General features: G+C 37.8%; 20 protein-coding genes. 16 read left to right on the top strand and 4 right to left on the bottom strand.

The features are described 5' to 3' along the window. Positions 1–22 precede the first annotated feature (22 nt). From EP1X_RS04580 to EP1X_RS04545, 8 genes are all read left to right on the top strand, one after another. Complete coding sequence (locus EP1X_RS04580; RefSeq protein ID WP_055282171.1) at positions 23–874, top strand: hypothetical protein; 852 nt, start codon at positions 23–25, stop codon at positions 872–874. A gap of 11 nt (positions 875–885) precedes the next feature. Beyond that, positions 886–1,257 carry a fluoride efflux transporter CrcB gene (gene crcB / locus EP1X_RS04575; RefSeq protein ID WP_055282170.1) on the top strand — a complete coding sequence of 124 codons (372 nt, stop codon included), beginning with the start codon at positions 886–888 and terminating at the stop codon, positions 1,255–1,257. Between the two features lie 4 nt (positions 1,258–1,261). Further along, complete coding sequence (locus EP1X_RS04570; RefSeq protein ID WP_055282168.1) at positions 1,262–1,642, top strand: DUF190 domain-containing protein; 381 nt, start codon at positions 1,262–1,264, stop codon at positions 1,640–1,642. A 94-nt stretch (positions 1,643–1,736) separates the two neighbouring features. Next, on the top strand, positions 1,737–2,324 hold the full coding sequence (locus tag EP1X_RS04565; protein WP_082391480.1) for a DUF835 domain-containing protein: 588 nt from the start codon (positions 1,737–1,739) through the stop codon (positions 2,322–2,324). A 50-nt stretch (positions 2,325–2,374) separates the two neighbouring features. After that, positions 2,375–3,589, top strand: a complete 1,215-nt coding sequence (gene coaBC / locus EP1X_RS04560) for a bifunctional phosphopantothenoylcysteine decarboxylase/phosphopantothenate--cysteine ligase CoaBC (RefSeq protein ID WP_055282165.1) — start codon at positions 2,375–2,377, stop codon at positions 3,587–3,589. 142 nt (positions 3,590–3,731) lie between these two features. Beyond that, positions 3,732–4,487, top strand: a complete 756-nt coding sequence (locus EP1X_RS04555) for a hypothetical protein (protein WP_055282164.1) — start codon at positions 3,732–3,734, stop codon at positions 4,485–4,487. 51 nt (positions 4,488–4,538) lie between these two features. After that, the gene (locus EP1X_RS04550) at positions 4,539–5,384 is read left to right on the top strand and encodes a mechanosensitive ion channel family protein (protein ID WP_371180438.1); all 846 of its coding nucleotides are present in this window, start codon (positions 4,539–4,541) and stop codon (positions 5,382–5,384) included. Positions 5,385–5,443: 59 nt separating this feature from the next. Beyond that, on the top strand, positions 5,444–6,121 hold the full coding sequence (locus EP1X_RS04545; RefSeq protein WP_055282160.1) for an aspartate/glutamate racemase family protein: 678 nt from the start codon (positions 5,444–5,446) through the stop codon (positions 6,119–6,121). Positions 6,122–6,123: 2 nt separating this feature from the next. Here EP1X_RS04545 and EP1X_RS04540 read toward each other — a convergent pair whose 3' ends face one another. Next, the gene (locus tag EP1X_RS04540) at positions 6,124–6,951 is read right to left on the bottom strand and encodes a translation initiation factor IF-2B subunit alpha (protein WP_055282158.1); all 828 of its coding nucleotides are present in this window, start codon (positions 6,949–6,951) and stop codon (positions 6,124–6,126) included. A gap of 122 nt (positions 6,952–7,073) precedes the next feature. On the opposite strand from EP1X_RS04540, the gene EP1X_RS04535 reads away from it, so the two are divergent. After that, positions 7,074–7,754 (top strand): TBP-interacting protein, encoded by a 681-nt coding sequence (locus tag EP1X_RS04535; protein WP_055282156.1) that lies wholly within the window; start codon positions 7,074–7,076, stop codon positions 7,752–7,754. Positions 7,755–7,797: 43 nt separating this feature from the next. Here the strand turns inward: EP1X_RS04535 and EP1X_RS04530 are convergent, their stop codons facing one another. Further along, positions 7,798–9,675: a threonine--tRNA ligase gene (locus EP1X_RS04530; RefSeq protein WP_055282154.1), complete on the bottom strand. Its 1,878-nt coding sequence runs from the start codon at positions 9,673–9,675 to the stop codon at positions 7,798–7,800. 122 nt (positions 9,676–9,797) lie between these two features. Here EP1X_RS04530 and EP1X_RS04525 point away from each other — a divergent pair, with 122 nt between their 5' ends. The 4 genes from EP1X_RS04525 to EP1X_RS04510 are packed head-to-tail and all read left to right on the top strand — an operon-like array spanning position 9,798 to position 11,738. Next, a complete protein-coding gene (locus tag EP1X_RS04525) occupies positions 9,798–10,397 on the top strand; it encodes an exosome complex RNA-binding protein Csl4 (protein WP_055282152.1) in 600 nt (199 codons plus the stop codon). Between the two features lie 10 nt (positions 10,398–10,407). After that, positions 10,408–11,037 carry a DUF2067 family protein gene (locus tag EP1X_RS04520; RefSeq protein ID WP_055282150.1) on the top strand — a complete coding sequence of 210 codons (630 nt, stop codon included), beginning with the start codon at positions 10,408–10,410 and terminating at the stop codon, positions 11,035–11,037. Further along, positions 11,027–11,314, top strand: a complete 288-nt coding sequence (locus EP1X_RS04515) for a DNA-directed RNA polymerase subunit L (RefSeq protein ID WP_055282148.1) — start codon at positions 11,027–11,029, stop codon at positions 11,312–11,314. Before EP1X_RS04520 ends, EP1X_RS04515 begins: the two co-directional genes overlap by 11 nt. Positions 11,315–11,351: 37 nt before the next feature. Beyond that, positions 11,352–11,738 carry a ribonuclease III family protein gene (locus EP1X_RS04510; RefSeq protein ID WP_055282146.1) on the top strand — a complete coding sequence of 129 codons (387 nt, stop codon included), beginning with the start codon at positions 11,352–11,354 and terminating at the stop codon, positions 11,736–11,738. Here EP1X_RS04510 and EP1X_RS04505 read toward each other — a convergent pair. Then, a complete protein-coding gene (locus EP1X_RS04505; protein ID WP_055282144.1) occupies positions 11,735–12,541 on the bottom strand; it encodes a sugar phosphate isomerase/epimerase in 807 nt (268 codons plus the stop codon). The two genes, EP1X_RS04510 and EP1X_RS04505, sit on opposite strands and share 4 nt — an antisense overlap. 87 nt (positions 12,542–12,628) lie before the next feature. Between EP1X_RS04505 and sppA the strand changes: the two genes are divergently transcribed. From sppA to EP1X_RS04490, 3 genes are read left to right on the top strand one after another with little or no spacing between them, the layout of a single operon-like run. Then, on the top strand, positions 12,629–13,636 hold the full coding sequence (sppA, locus tag EP1X_RS04500) for a signal peptide peptidase SppA (protein WP_055282143.1): 1,008 nt from the start codon (positions 12,629–12,631) through the stop codon (positions 13,634–13,636). Between the two features lie 4 nt (positions 13,637–13,640). Next, a complete protein-coding gene (locus EP1X_RS04495) occupies positions 13,641–14,114 on the top strand; it encodes a PH1570 family protein (protein ID WP_055282141.1) in 474 nt (157 codons plus the stop codon). Between the two features lies 1 nt (position 14,115). After that, positions 14,116–15,111 (top strand): AI-2E family transporter, encoded by a 996-nt coding sequence (locus tag EP1X_RS04490; RefSeq protein WP_055282139.1) that lies wholly within the window; start codon positions 14,116–14,118, stop codon positions 15,109–15,111. Here the strand turns inward: EP1X_RS04490 and EP1X_RS04485 are convergent. Continuing rightward, positions 15,108–15,455, bottom strand: coding sequence for a DUF4870 domain-containing protein (locus EP1X_RS04485; protein WP_055282137.1), 348 nt, complete (start codon positions 15,453–15,455; stop codon positions 15,108–15,110). The two genes, EP1X_RS04490 and EP1X_RS04485, sit on opposite strands and share 4 nt — an antisense overlap. Between the last annotated feature and the right edge of the window lie 164 nt (positions 15,456–15,619).

Below are 15,619 nucleotides of genomic sequence, written 5' to 3'. Positions count from 1 at the left end.
TAAAACTTTAGGAGGCGGTAGAATGGGCTCGGAGCTTGAGAGTTATGTAAATATTAAAGCAGTTTTAGAATATCTTGGAAAGAGAAGACACGAAGACGGTGGGTATTGCTTCATCTCTTTGTTGAATGAGACAAATATAAACGACACTTATTATGCAGTAAAGACTTATACTCTCTTAGGTACGAGAATTCCAGAGAAAGAAAAGACAATAGAATTCCTTTATGCTTCGTTAAAACCCCAACAAGCTGTTGTGGCAATATCTATGGCGATTGAAGGACTTGCAATTTTGGGGGCAATAGATCTTGCAGAAGAAGGCTTGCAGCTCATTTTTAGAAAATACAATCCTCTTAAAGGCCAATTTGCTATCGGTCTTGGAGGGAGTGAAGAATTTGGAACTGCAACACCTCTTGAGGCCACATACTGGGTACTCAGGGCATTTAATGCGATAGATTATGAGCCCTCCTCAGAAGAAAAAAAGAAAATACAGGAATTCATCGAGATGTTTAGGAAAGGAAGCGGGTATGGAGTAAAACAAGCAACGACAACTATGACATATCAAGCAATATTTGCGCTTAATATCTTAGGATATGAGATTCCAACAATAAGACATTTTCACAAGTGTGAGGTTCGAGGAGGTTTTACAGAAGTTCCCTACTCTCTTCCGCCATATTTAGAACCTACTTTCTATGCAGTGAGAGGATTAAGACTCCTTGGTGAAAAATCACGCTACATAGATGCTCACATACAACTTATACGAGCTCTTCAAAATCCAAATGGAGGTTTTAGAAGAAGTCTTGAGATGGGTATCTCAAACTTTCAGAATACTTATAGGGCTCTTAGAACTTTAAGCGATCTCTTGAACTTTCGAAAGTAGGGGGTTTGAAAATGAATCTCAAAGTACTTCTAGCAGTTGGCATTGGAGGTATGCTGGGGGCTATAGTTCGTTATGGTATCACTGGTATGCTTCCTGTTTATAAGGATCTACCTATAGGTACACTTTTGGTAAACAGCGTAGCCAGTTTTTTGCTTGGTTACCTTTATGGCTTGATTTTCCTTGGCTATGAAGTTTCTTCAAATTGGAGGGCTTTCTTTGGAACAGGCTTTTGTGGAGGCTTGAGCACTTTTTCGACTTTTTCCTATGAGACGTTTACTCTTTTAAGGGAACGAGAACACTTTCTTGCTGTCTTAAATATCTCAGCAAACGTTATAATAACCATAGGCTTAGTATTCTTAGGATTTTTCCTTGCAAGGAGGTGAGTTTATGGTTGAAATCGAACACTGGAATACTCTCCGCATGAGAATTTATATTGGAGAGAATGATAGTTGGCATGGTAGGCCATTATATAAGGTTATAGTAGAGAGATTAAGAGAAATGGGGCTTGCTGGGGCCACGGTGTATAGAGGTATCTATGGATTCGGGAAAAAGAGTAGAGTGCACTCAAGTGATGTTCTGAGACTTTCTATGGATCTACCAATAATAATTGAAGCAATTGATAGAGGACACATGATAGAAAAAGCCATAAACGAAATTAAAACGATGATAAAGGATGGTATGATAACTATTGAGCCAGTTATAGTAGTGTGGGTTGGAACAAAAGAAGAAGTAAGTAGGTTTGAAGAAGATGCTGTCAGGGAGGAATAGGTTTGCAAACTGTACCAAAATTTATTACTAGTTTAATTTATTAAAAAGTTATCAACAACAATTTTATAAATGATTGGCAGTATTTATATGTTGGATGGGAAATATGGAAGTTGTTCCTCATGTACTTTTACCCATGTTATTTATTAATTCAGAGGATTTATTAATGGGATATTCAGTTTTCTTTTCTCTACCGGTAGTTGGACTATTGCGTATTGGAAAGATGTTTAAGTCATTTAAAGAAGACAATAGGGTAAAGGTATCATTGGAGCCTGGTGGATATCTATATCCCTCTTTGAACCTTGATCCTATTTTCACTCTCCTAAAGGATAGAGACATTCTCGTCATTGGGAGAAATGCTCCTCTCTTTGAAAAATATGGAATTCCAGCTCTCTGGATTAGCAAGGTGGAAAAAGAGAATACGATAAGTCCAACAGATCTAGTAAAACTGCATTATTTGGCTATTAATTCAGTAACAGAAGATTCGGTATTAATACTAGATGGGATTGAGTATTTAATCCTTGAAAATGGATTTGAATCAGTTTTTAAGTTTCTTGTACACTTAAAGGATCATATTCTAATGAAAAAAGCGATTTTCATAGTGGTCGTGGATGAAAGAGCTCTTGAGAAAAGGCATATATTCCTTTTAGAAAGGGAGTTTGAGAGAATTTCACCTGCTTATTAGAAACAGCAACCTTAAATACAACACTCCACAATTCTTTTTTGGTGAGGAAAATGCTCCATCATGTCAAGCTTATATATGCAACAAAGAGTAGAAAACTCGTCGGAAAGAAGATAGTTCTTGCAATCCCTGGAAGTATAGCGGCTGTTGAATGTGTGAAGCTTGCAAGGGAGTTAATAAGACATGGAGCTGAGGTTCATGCTGTTATGAGTCCAAGTGCTCAGAAGATAATTCACCCTTATGCTATGGAATTTGCTACGGGAAATAAAGTTATCACCGAGATTACGGGTTTCATAGAGCATGTTGAGCTCTGTGGAGAGCATGAAAATAAAGCAGATTTAGTTTTGGTTTGTCCAGCAACTGCAAACACAATATCAAAGATCGCATGTGGAATTGATGATACTCCGGTAACAACCGTAGTGACAACTGCTTTTGCTCATACTCCTATTATGATAGCTCCTGCTATGCATTCAACAATGTATGAACACCCAATAATCAAAGAGAACATTGAAAAGCTGAAAAAACTTGGTGTGGAGTTTATAGGCCCCCGTTTTGAGGAAGGAAAAGCAAAAATAGTAAGCATTGAGGAAATTGTATATCAGGTTCTCAAAAAGCTTCATAAAAAAGATTTACTCGGGAAAAAGGTTCTTGTCACGGCCGGTGCAACAAGGGAGTACATTGACCCGATAAGGTTTATCACAAATAAGAGTAGTGGCAAGATGGGGGTTGCTATAGCAGAGGAGGCAGAGTTAAGAGGAGCTGAGGTGACTTTAATAAAAACTAAGGGAAGCGTAGAGAGTTTTGTTGAAAATCAAATAGAGGTTGAAACTGTTGGTGAAATGCTAGAAGCTATAGAAAATGAGCTGATGAGTAAAAAATATGATGTTGTGGTTTTAGCAGCAGCAGTGAGTGATTTTACACCAAAAGAGAGAGCAGAAAAGAAAATAAAGAGTGGACAGAGCATGATTCTTGAGCTTCTCCCCACTCCGAAGATAATACAGAGAATTAAGGAAATTCAACCAAATGTGTTTTTAGTTGGATTTAAGGCTGAATATGGAGTTAACGAAGAAGAACTAATTATACGGGCTAGAGAACAGATAGAAAAGGCAAGGAGCAACGTTGTAATAGCCAATAAAGGAGAAATAGCTTTTGAAAGTGAAACCAATGAGGTTTATTGGGTTACTAGTGAAGGACATGAGAAACTGCCTCTCATGAGTAAAAGAGAATTGGCGGAAAGGATTTGGGACAAAATCAAGGCGATGCTCTAATTAATTTTCTCTTTTATCATAATCCTACAATCTTCAAGTTTTTTATCTTGTTTGATTGTGTTTATTAAAGGGAAAAATTTATAATATCAAATGATACTTAAATTTTCGATTGAATTTATGGCCCTCAGAGTGGGGTGAATAAATGCCCCAGGAATTTGAGATCGTGAAAGAGTTATTCAAGGGGCAAGTATTGGGTGGCTCAATTATAACCATAATCTATGATGCATACTCCTCGGCATGGATGTTAGGTTTTGCTATTCTCAAAAAGGAGCTTGAAAACGGATTTGGAGTAATTTCTAATTATAATGTTCCACTCCAGGAGCTTTGCAGAGCTGCAAGGCAAGTAGACCTGGATATAGAGGGAGAACTCAAAAGAGACAACCTCGTGATAATAGATATATTTGGATCTAAATATGATGTGAAATACAAGAGGAAAAATATATTTTATATTGACTCTGTTTCTCCAGAGTTGATAAATCCAAAGATCGATATAATCTATGAGACTTATGTTTTGCCAATGGCAGGTAAAGAGAGAATAATAAGGTTAGTTAATACTCTTGATGGCACAGCTTTAATGTTCGGTGAGATGGAAACTCTTAAACTCTTAAATCAGACAATTGCTCAACGTTCAAAACAAATGCCTGATTCTGTGTTAATATTACCAATAAATAAAGATGTTGTTTCTAAGAGGTTCATTGGATGGATAGCAGGGATAAGCGATTATGTAATCGTAGCTTCCACGCAACTTAATGAAAATCTTGAGGAAAAAGTTTATCTTGTAAAATCTCCAGAAGAAGGCTTCACATCAACGGTTTATCATCTGTGGATCACGGAAGAAAAATCACCGGGAAGATTAAAAGCAAAAAAGATTGGAGATGGAAAACCGAAACGGGTTTGAGTTAATTTTCTTAGGTTTTTTGTAAATCCACCAACCTTTTTAAGGGCTGAAATGGATGTTACTATTGTCAATGTTTTGGTGGTGACATTAGTGATTGTCCTAAATAAACCCTTGCCATATGTAAATATAACCCCAATCCAGATAGTAATGGCTCTTGCAATCTTGATCATCGGGTGGATTGTAGCGAAGGTAATAGTTGGAACCTTTAAAAAGAGTCTCAAAAAGACGAAGCTTCCAGAGCTTGTGGTGGAGTTTCTTGGACGGTTTTTGAGTGCCCTCTTCTATGTGGTAATCCTTCTCTTAGCTATTAGAGCGTTAGGGGTCCATACTGGTTCTGTGGTTTTAGGCCTCTCAGCAGTAATAGGTTTAGTCTTGGGTTTTGGTATGCAAGATACACTCACAAATATAGCTGCTGGTATTTGGTTAGCCGCCTTTAGGCCCTTTGATATGGGAGAAGTGGTTACAATTGGAGGATATACTGGAAAAGTTGAAGGTATCGGAATAATGGCAACTGAGCTCTTTACAGCGGATAATGTTGTAATAACACTTCCAAACAAGCTTGTCTGGGGAAGTCCGATAGTCAATTACACAAGGATGCCAATTAGGAGAGTAAATGTTGACGTTGGCGTTGCTTATGGAACGGATCTTGACAAAGCTATAAAAATTGCAATGAACCTTATGCAAGGTCATCCACTCGTTCTAGAGGATCCAGCACCAAACGTAGCAATTACAGGACTTGCAGATTCATCTATAAACCTTCAGCTTAGGCCGTGGGCAAAAACTGGAGATTACTGGACAGTAAAAGGAGAATTAACCAAGGCCATTTATGAAGCGTATAACAGGGAGGGTATTGAGATTCCATTCCCACAGCTGGATGTACATTTAAGGCAAGATTGAAAAATTTCTCAGAAAAATCTTCTTAAACTCCTTTTCTTTCAGTTTTTCTTGGTGATCTCATGAAAAGAATAGGTATAATTGGTGGGACAAGTCCTGAATCAACTCTCTATTATTACAAAAAATACATTGAAATATCAAGAGAGAAGTTTGATCCATACTTTTTCCCGGAGCTAATTATATATTCAATTAATTTCAAAGAGTTCAAAGATAATTCTGAAGGATGGGAGGGAAGAAAGAAAATCCTCATAAATGCGGCGAAGGCTCTTGAAAGAGCAGGGGCAGAGGTGATTGGAATATCTGCTAATACTCCTCACATAGTTTTTCCTGAAATTAAAAATGAAGTAAACGCTAGAATGGTCAGCATAATAGATGCAGTGGCAGATGAGGCCGAGCGTAGAGGTCTTAAAAAACTTCTTCTCCTTGGCACAAAGATCACAATGACAATGCCATTTTATAAACAAGCACTTGAGGGAAAAGGATTTCGAGTAATCGTACCCAATGAAGAGGAAATAGAAGAGATTAACAGAATAATTTTTGAGGAACTCATGTTTGAGAACTTCAAAAGCAAGCCATGGTTACTTAACCTTATAGAACGATATATACAGGACCAGGATGTAGATGGAGTTATCCTAGGATGTACAGAGCTTCCATTGGTAATAAAGCAAGGGGATGTAAGAATCGAGGTCCTTGATACTGCCGAGATTCATATGAGGGCTTTAATTAATGCTGCTCTCTAACCTTAAATTTCTTTTGGTGGAACCAGCACTCCGAGTTCGGTTATTATTCCTCTGATATATTTCCAAGGAGTTGCATCAAAGAGGTAGTTTCTTATGATTGTATGATCTCTCTTGAATTTTCTTTCAACGATCTTCACGTCGTCTACTTTTGCTTCTGGATGTATTTTGAAACTTTCAGCAGCAACATAAAAGGGCACGCCATTATCATAACATGATAATGCGAGTAAGTATGTCCCAGCTTTGTTAAATACATAACCATCTCTTGTTATGTTGTCTGCTCCAACTAATGCTAGAGTGGCTTTTTTTGCAAAAAGACCCATCTGTGAATCAGTTATAACTTCAAAAGGTATCCTGAGTTCATCAAGTCTTTTTGCTAAAGCTAAGCCTTCATAATCAGGCCCACTCTCTGTTAATATGACTTTAAAGGTTTTTCCTTTCTCCTTGGCTCTTTTTAGTATTTCAAGAACGGCTGAAGAGTAGGAATGAGTGATTATGATTTCATTTTGGTCTATTATTTCACTCCCAATATTTCCGATTTCTAACTTTGCCTCTTTGTTTAATCTTATGAACTCTTCTGCTTTTGCTTTTACAAACTCAGGGTTTTTTGTCAGGGGGATAAATCTCACGAGGTTATAAAGCGATGCCATTGTGGGATTTACGTTAATGAGCTTTGTTCCTAACTCTTTTATCCCTTCTAAGAGTGTATCTCCTTCAAATATCTCAGCGAGGGTTATATATGCCTTAGCACCCATCTCTGCAAGATAAGAAGCTCCTTGAATTCGTTCTTCTTCCATTCTTCTTATGATTTCTTCTACTTCTTTGGGGAGCATTGTATCACTCCATCTTTTTCTCTTCTCTAAACTTTAAAAGATTTTTTCGCATTTCCAACCCTTTTTAAATTTTTCCGAGAAGACTTATTAATCCTAAAGTCGAGCTTCTATCGGTGGTGGGGATGAAATATAGTGAGCTAAATGGGAACGTTAAAAGAGTTTATGCGAAAATAAGAATGTTAGACGATTATCACTGGGATATTCATGAGGACAAAATTATAGGATATCACAGGAAAAGTGAATTTCCTATAAGGATAAGAGTAGTAGAGAGTAAAGAAGAAGCAGAAAAACTGAGTGAACAAAAAGATGGGCCTGGAATTGATATTGCAGTTCTCCCAGATGCTAATACATTTTATATCAAAAATGGGACATTTATATTGTCAGAGAGGTTCTTAAAAGCTACACTTATGGATATAAATGACCACATAATCTGGGGAGGATTTAGAGTTATTGAGAGAGATGGAAAACTCGTCCAAGAGGATCTTTATGAATATCTCGGAGGGCCATTAGTGAGACATCTCAAGAGCAATATGATGAACGGTCAAGATTATGTTTTCTGGCAGTTTTACAAGTGCGAAAAATGTGGAAAATTTGTGGATATAGAAAGCTTACCAGAGCACATGGCTAAACATGGAATCAATGTTGCCGAAAAAGACACTGAAAAATACGAAGTTTTTGAATTGAACTTTATTGAGGGTGGAGTTTTCAATAAGTTTGGAGAAGAGGTTCCACAGAACAAATTTGCTCCAGAAGCTCAGGCATTCATTAGAGACATGATTGGAGAGCAAAAACCTGAAAAATGACAGCTCTTTTTTCTTAAAAATTTTAAGGGAAGAAAGAAAAATTTCATCCCCTAAATTTTGGCCTCATGCTAACCAACAATGGTAATGGTCTCGGTTTATATGGGAAGCCTTCTGTCTTCTGTCTTATCTCCTTTATTAGGTCCTCAATGTGCATTTCATATTGTTTGTTGTCCTTCCTCTTTCTAACTGTGATAATGCCCATTCTCTTTTCGTTTTCTCCTACTACAATTATGTATGGAATCCACTCTTTCTCAGCTTCTCTGATCTTTTTGTTAAGTCTTTCATTTCTATCGTCTACATCGACTCTTATCTTTGCACCTTCGAGTTTTCCAGCTACGTAAAGGGCATAATCGAGGTATTTATCACTAATCGGGATTACTCTCACCTGGATTGGGCTGAGCCATAAGGGATACATTGGCTTTTTACCTTGTTTCATGAGTTTTGCCTGTTTTTCGAGTATCGCATACATTACCCTCTCTATTGCACCACTTGGCGAGCAGTGGAGGAGTAGTGGGTACTCTTCTTGCCCGTCCTCGTTGTAGTAACTTATTCCAAACCTTTGAGCGTTTTCTACATCTATCTGTACTGTACTTAGAGCAGCTGCCTTGTCAAGGTTGTCAACGAAGTTGAACTCAAACTTTAGGATGAAGTAGAAGAATCTCTGTTTCCACATCTCTATTAGCACTGGTTTACCAATTATTTTTGCAAGTTCTACTATGAATTCTCTATTCTCATTCCAGAAATCTTCTGTGAATCTAATTGCTACTTCATAATCCTCAGGAGCTAGGCCTACACCTTTGAGAACTTCCATACTTAGCTTGTATTGCTTTTTGAATTCTTCCATGGCCTGCTGTAAGTCTCTAGCCACTGTGTGCATATCGGGCATTGTAAAGGCTCTTAATCTCCTGAGTCCGCTTAATTCTCCTCTCTTTTCTCTTCTAAATGAATACCTGGTTAATTCATACATCTTCAGAGGCAAGTGGCGGTAGCTTATTGTGGCATCCTTCTTTATGAGGAACTGACCAAAACAGGCGGCAAATCTGAGGAAGAACTTCTTATCTCCACTTTTCACAACATATTGTCTTGCAGGGAAACGATTTAGGTATTTCTCAAGTGCTGGATGTTCGAAGTCATACATGATTGGGGTCTCCACTTCCATTGCACCATATTCTATGACTTTCTCAGTTACGTAATTCTCGAGAAGGGACTTAATTAGTCTCCCCTTAGGATAATAGCGAAGGTTTCCAGGGTCACTTCCCTCTTCATAGTCAACAAGTTCTTGCTCGAGCATTATCTTTACGTGAGGTGGTTCCTCTGTAACAACTCTGCTTTTGCTTATCTCATAATTGGCAAACTTTCTAAGGTTCTCATGACCAGAAAAGTCGAATTTATCTACCTCTATGAGCTCTCCCTCAGGTGTTAGGATATACCAGTAACTTACAAGTTCTTCTTCTTTCTTTAATGCTTCTGGGACTTCTTCCTCTTTTTTAGCTTCTCCGGGCACTATTGTTCTTGAGAGTTCTGCTAAGGGATGGCCTTTACAACTTAGTTTAAATGCTTTGTAATATCCGAAGGGAGCCCGCTTAACGTTGTAATCTTTCTCTTTAAGTTTTTCTTCTATCTTTTTGAGAATTTTTAGAGCAACCTCAGGTGAACCGAGCTCACTGCTTAAATGGGCGAATGGATAAACAAAAATATTCTTTGTTTTTACTTGAGAAGCGACATCCTCTATCTCTTTTATAGCCTTATCTACTACTTCATCAGGATTTTGCTCGTCAACTTTTTCAACACTCATGAATACCGCAAGAACTTCATCTAGTTTTCCTATTTTTTGATCTTCCTTTATTTCTTCAGGCTTTTTGAGTGCCTTACCTTTCACCTCATATTCAAGATAGTCACTGTGTATTAGGAGCATTCTCATTTATATCACCACCTTATTTCTATTGGCAAAACTACATAAAAGTTGCCATCAACCTTTTTATAGGCTTTCCCTATCCATAAACTTAAAAGTTCGGAAGGGCTAAGTCTAGTGGTGGTGGGTAGATGGATGAAGGAAAAAAGAGGATAATAAAAAATGGAGATATAGTTCTTCCTGGAGATTATCTTGGGGTTATCGAGGAATTCCTCCCAGGCGAGGGAATAATCGAGGAAAATGGTGAGCTTTATGCTGCTAGAGCAGGTAGAGTTAAAATTGATCTCGAAAAAATTGAGATTTCGGTAGAACCTATCACTGACACTCCGCCACTTCCCCAGGTGGGTGATACTGTCATAGCAAGAGTGATTGAAGTAAAGCCACAGGCTGCGATAGTCCAGCTGCTTAAAATTGAAGGGAGAAAGGGTTATAGAGAGATAGCAACTTCCAAGTTGGCGGGTATCCATATTTCTCAAGTTAGGGAGGGATATGTGGAATCCATGAATAATGAGTTCAAAATCGGTGATATAGTTAGAGCAAAGGTTTTAACCAATGAAAAAAGTCCGATACAGCTCACAACAAAAGAGTTGGATTTAGGCGTGGTTTACGCATTGTGTTCTTCATGTAGAATACCTTTAGTAAGAAGGGGTAATGTGTTGGTGTGCCCTAAATGTGGGAGAACTGAAGCTAGAAAGTTATCTGCGTATTATAGAAAACTGAAGTTGGAGTAAGGTGTAAGATATGAGAGCAAAGAAGGTTATAGTCGTTCATGTTAGAGATGATGTAGAAAAGGAAGAGTTGATGAAAGAGCTTCAAAAACTCGAATTACCTGCCTTCATTTATGTTCATGGCAAATTGAACTCTCTCAAGATCAATATTCAGGGTACGAAAGACGAAATAAGAGAGGCCATGCAAAAAGTTAGAGAAATACATTATAAAGTCCGTTCTCGCCTCTATCCTAATAAAAAGGGGTTTTATCAATATGATGTTGATGATATTTTTAGAGAGGCAGGGGTGACCATATCAATTCCAATATTGATAAAAACTCTTGAACTTTTGGGGGAGTATAGTGAACTCAAGGAGGATAAGCTCATAAGTTCCTTACCATGGGAAGAGATTGTAGAATTAGTTAAAAAACTTGGAGGAATACTGAGTGATATTTCTCTTCAAACCACTAGGCAGATAAGGGAGGTTGTTATTCCACTAGCAGCAACTTTTGATATTGACCCTCAGGAGGTTTTGGAGTTCGCTGTTGATTTTGGAGTTGCGGAATATAAGGAAGATAAGTTTAAATACGAACTTGTGAAGAATAAGGAGCAGGCGATGGAAATCATGCTTAAAAAATTGAGAGGTGAGGAAAATGAAAATTGAACTTATAAAGCGTGACGAGAATTTGCTTGAGTTTTACTTGATAGGAGAGGATCATACATTTGCCAACTTGCTAAATGAGGTGCTCCACGAGAATAAGCATGTCACATTTGCCGCATATACTATAGAGCATCCTGTGCTGATGGCAAGAAAACCAAAGTTTAGAATAGTCACTGATGGCAAAATAACTCCGGAGAAAGCTTTGGAAGATGCAGCTCAGAAGATATTCGACAAGGCTAAGGATGTTCTTGAAGTTTGGGAAAAGACTACAAAAGAGTGAGTTTCTTTTTACCTTTTACTCGGAAGGGGTTAGAATAATGAGATATTCTAAAGATTTTACGGATAAGAATCTCTCTAAGTTTGGGGATTCTCTTATTAACTTTATTTTCTCTTTGGCACTTAGTGAGTATCTTGGTCATCCAAGTGCTGGTAGAGTTCCTAATGCTTCTTTGACAATAGCTCTTGAAAAATCTGGTCTTCTTCATCATGTTCCACCAAGAACAGATAAGCATGGAAAAGGTGATATAGCCGAGGCCATCATTGCTTACGCATGGCTTGAAAAAATAATAAGTATAGAAGAAGCTGTAAAGATATTATGGGAAAATCTCTCTCCTGAGGTTACACATCCCTCAAGAAAAAAAGAAGTAATTGGAAATGCTTTTGGAGAACTCTTGAAGATTATAAAAGAGAGATTGGAACTTTAGATGCTTGTTAGTAGCTCTATTAGGCCCCTCTTTGTCGGAAGTGTTGCGAAGGTGTCTGGGTCTTTTATTTTAAGCAAAAGTGGCACGTCCCCAAATAGCTTAAGGGTTTTTCCAAAGGGTATTTTCCCTTCTCCTGGCATTAGGTGGAGGTCACCCACTCCATAGGCTAAAGTGTCCTCTGGTTCTACTTGTGGAGAAAGTTTTCCAAAGTTATCGTGAATCATGAGTATTATTGTTTTCTCTGTTCCAAGTTTCACGTCCTCTAAGAATCTATTTTCATCACCCTGAGCACTGAGGAATGCATGACCGAGATCAAGGGCAAATCCTACATTCTCCTTGTTAACACTTTCAACAACATAGAGGGTGTCTTTAACACTATATGTATTTTCAAGAGCTATTTTAATTCCAAAACTCTCTGCCATATCTGCAAGCTGTTGGAGAGCTTCTATCTCTAAATCTAATCTTCCGGTACGTCCGCTTTGCATGACAACTATCTTTGCACCGAGTTTTATTGCTACATCAATCACAGCTCTAGCTACTTTGAAGTGTCGGGTGTAGTATACACTGTCTCTGAGGTTTACTGAAAGAGGCATTCTGATAGTGTAGTTTACTCCAACTCCCTTTAATGCATTCTCTACCGAGCGAAGGTTTTTCTCTACTACCTGGCCGTTTTTAATGAGGCCAAGAGCATGTGGAAATATTTGAACAAAATCATAATCTTTAATTTTTAGATCCGCCAAAACAGACGGGAGAGCTTTCCCTTTGTTTACAAAATGTGGATAAATACTTACTCCTATCTCCATGTTTTACACCTTTTCATGTTTTTGTTAAAGATTATGGGAACACCAAATTTAAAAGTTTCCAAAGTTATTTCATTTTAGGTGATTCTAATGGAGAGAGAGGTATGGAAATATCTTAGCTTCATTCTCATGCTACTCTTAGCCCTAGCAGCAGTTGGAAATGTTCTCCTTTATATTAACAATAATGAACTTCAGAGAGCTATCCAAGAACGAGGTAATATCACTGTAGTATATAATGAAACTGTGAGGGAAATCGAAAGCAATGCTACTTTGGCCCTTCAAGCAAAAATAGATGAACTTCAGAGGGAACTTGAATACATAAAAAATCAATTGAGAGCTAATAAGACTGAGAAATCAAATGTCACAATAGCTATTCTCCCAGTTGTCGGTCCTATTGATGAGAGTACGGCTGTTACAACAATATCCAAAATAAGGCAAATACGGAAGGACGACAATGTTGTTGGCGTGATTCTATGGATTGAAAGCCCGGGAGGGTATGTAGGGCCGGTAATAACAATTTACAAAGAATTAAGAAAACTATCCTACGAGAAACCTATAGTAGTATATACAGGAGGATTAGCAGCCTCTGGAGGGTATTTCCTAGCTTGTGCTGCAGATAAGATAATTGCAGATCCTCTCGCTGAGGTAGGGAGTATAGGAGTTATCTACGTCCACTATAACCTTGAACAGAACTATGCTCAAAATGGAATAAAAGTAAATGTCTTTAAAACTGGGAAATATAAAGATACGGGTGCTGAGTGGAGGGACCTAACAGACGAAGAGCGAGAGATGATAAAAAATGAGATTAATACTTATTTTGAATACTTTCTTCAGGTAGTAAGTGAGGGAAGAAAGCTTGATATGAATACGACAAGACAATATGGAGATGGGAGAGTGTGGTTTGCGAGTGAAGTTAAGGGAACCTTGGTAGATGAAACAGGAGACTTGGATTATGCAATAACAGTACTAGAAAATATGTTAGGAATAAAAAGTGCCAACGTTGTACTTTATGATACTCAAAAAATAGATTTTGGGATTTATGAGAGCTCCTCGCTTTATATGCCGTCAAATTATGTGGTTTCGTACATCAGGAGGTGAAGGTATGAAATGCGAGGAGCACCTTGAAGTATTTGAAAATGGATTCGAAGATGGGAAGTTCAACTTACGGGTCGAGTATTATGGAGGGGATGGTAGAAAAACATTGCTCGCCATTATATATGATCTCTATCAGCCAATTTATGGTTCCGAATATGTCTATCCATTTGAATGTGCCAAGGAGTTCTGGGGAGTTTATATGGATGCAGAGGAGGTAGTAGCAGAGGAATATCACTTAGCCAAACCAAAATTTATCACTCGATCCTTGGTTGACAGAGTTAATAGATCACTAGATGGAATGGAACTCCCAGATGAGATTAAACATTCGATTGATACTAAGAATGCAGAGATCTATAAACTTAAAGAGGGTTTATTGGTTATTGGGAGGAACTTCTTGTTCGATGAAGCAAGAAAGATACTATTTGTGTTTAACAAACCTCAGGTGGGGGATCTACTCCTTAAATACTTAAGGAGATGGTGATATGGAAACTGAACATGTTATTTGGATTGTTGTCTCGTTGATAATTCTTTTCATGGTTTGGAAGACCGTTGAGCCGCTTATTACACCGATAATTTTTGCTTTGACTGTTGCATATATTCTTCATCCTGCACATGCAAAGCTTACCCAGAAAATTGGGGCAAAAAACTCTGCTATTGCACTTTCAGTATTCATGAGTCTGCTTCTCATTGGTTTTATTTTTGGAATAGCCTTGTGGTTTAGAGATGTCACAAGCTCTCTTATATTGTACATAAACGAAGCATTTGAATGGTTCGTGAGTTTAGACCTTCCTCTTGATATACGGCAGTCAACAGCGATTTTGCTTGAAAGAGTTTCTGCAAAGTTGAGTGAATATCTTCTTAGTTACACTCTTTCAATACCTAAGCTCCTTCTTCAAGCTGTTATCTTTATCGTTGTGTTTTATGGTATATTGACACACTCTCATGTTCTTTTAAACGAAGTTTACCGTCTTTTACCAGAAGAAAGAAGAGATCTTGGAATCGAACTAATTAACAAGGCTAGAGATACTCTGAATGCTATTTTGAGAACATGGCTCATGCTGAGTATCTTTAAAGGCTTTATACTAACTTTAGGATTTTATGTGTTTGGAATAGCAGATTTGAGTGGATCAATAGCGGCAGGGATTCTTTGTATTGTCCTTGAACTCCTTCCAGTAATTGGTGGGTGGTTAGTATGGCTAGCAGGAGCAATATATCTTCTTACCCGAGGTGAAATCTTTGCGGGAATTATGTTTGGGATTTATGGGGCGCTTCTTATATCTCCCGTACCAGATATTACAGTTAGGCCCAAGCTCGTTGCAGAAGGTGCGAAAATGAACTCTGCTATAGTGCTAATTGGGATTTTTGGGGGTATAATGGCCTTTGGAATAAAAGGAATTATAATTGGACCAGTAGTGTTGGGCCTTCTTTCAACCCTATTAGAAGAGTGGAAGGAACAAAAGGAAAGAAAGAGAACCTAAATGTTAATTTTTCCTAATTGTTTTTCTGCTATTTCTCCCACTATCGGGAACTTGTAGTATTCCCCTTGGAATGCCTTAATCATCCCAACAATCCACAAGATAAATCCAACAAGTCCAAGGAGCATTCCAAGCATCCACCCAAGGAAGGGTATGAATCCTAATATAAAGCTTGCTATCATAATTCCCAAGAAGGTTATTGTTGATTGCATTGCATGGAATCTTACAAAATCACTATCTTTCTCAAGTAACAAGAACAATATGCCTGTTAACCAACCTAACAGATAAGCTAATGCTCCTTCTATATTTTCTTCAAGTCCAAGAGATGTTTTCTTTTCTTCATCCATTTCAGGTCCTCCACTATATTTTTGTCATTAATTTATTGTATGTTTATCTTTAAAATAGTTTGCATTTTTATAGCTGATAAGAGCACTCAGTTGATATTGGAAATGAACCGTTTTGTTTGATATTAAAACTCCCTGAGGATATTAGACTTACCAAATCTTTTTAA

Origin of the sequence: Thermococcus sp. EP1 (assembly GCF_001317345.1) — an archaeon.
Classification (GTDB): Archaea; Methanobacteriota_B; Thermococci; order Thermococcales; family Thermococcaceae; genus Thermococcus_A.
Note: the sequence above shows the minus strand (reverse complement) of the source record. Positions and strands in the feature narration are given on the sequence as shown.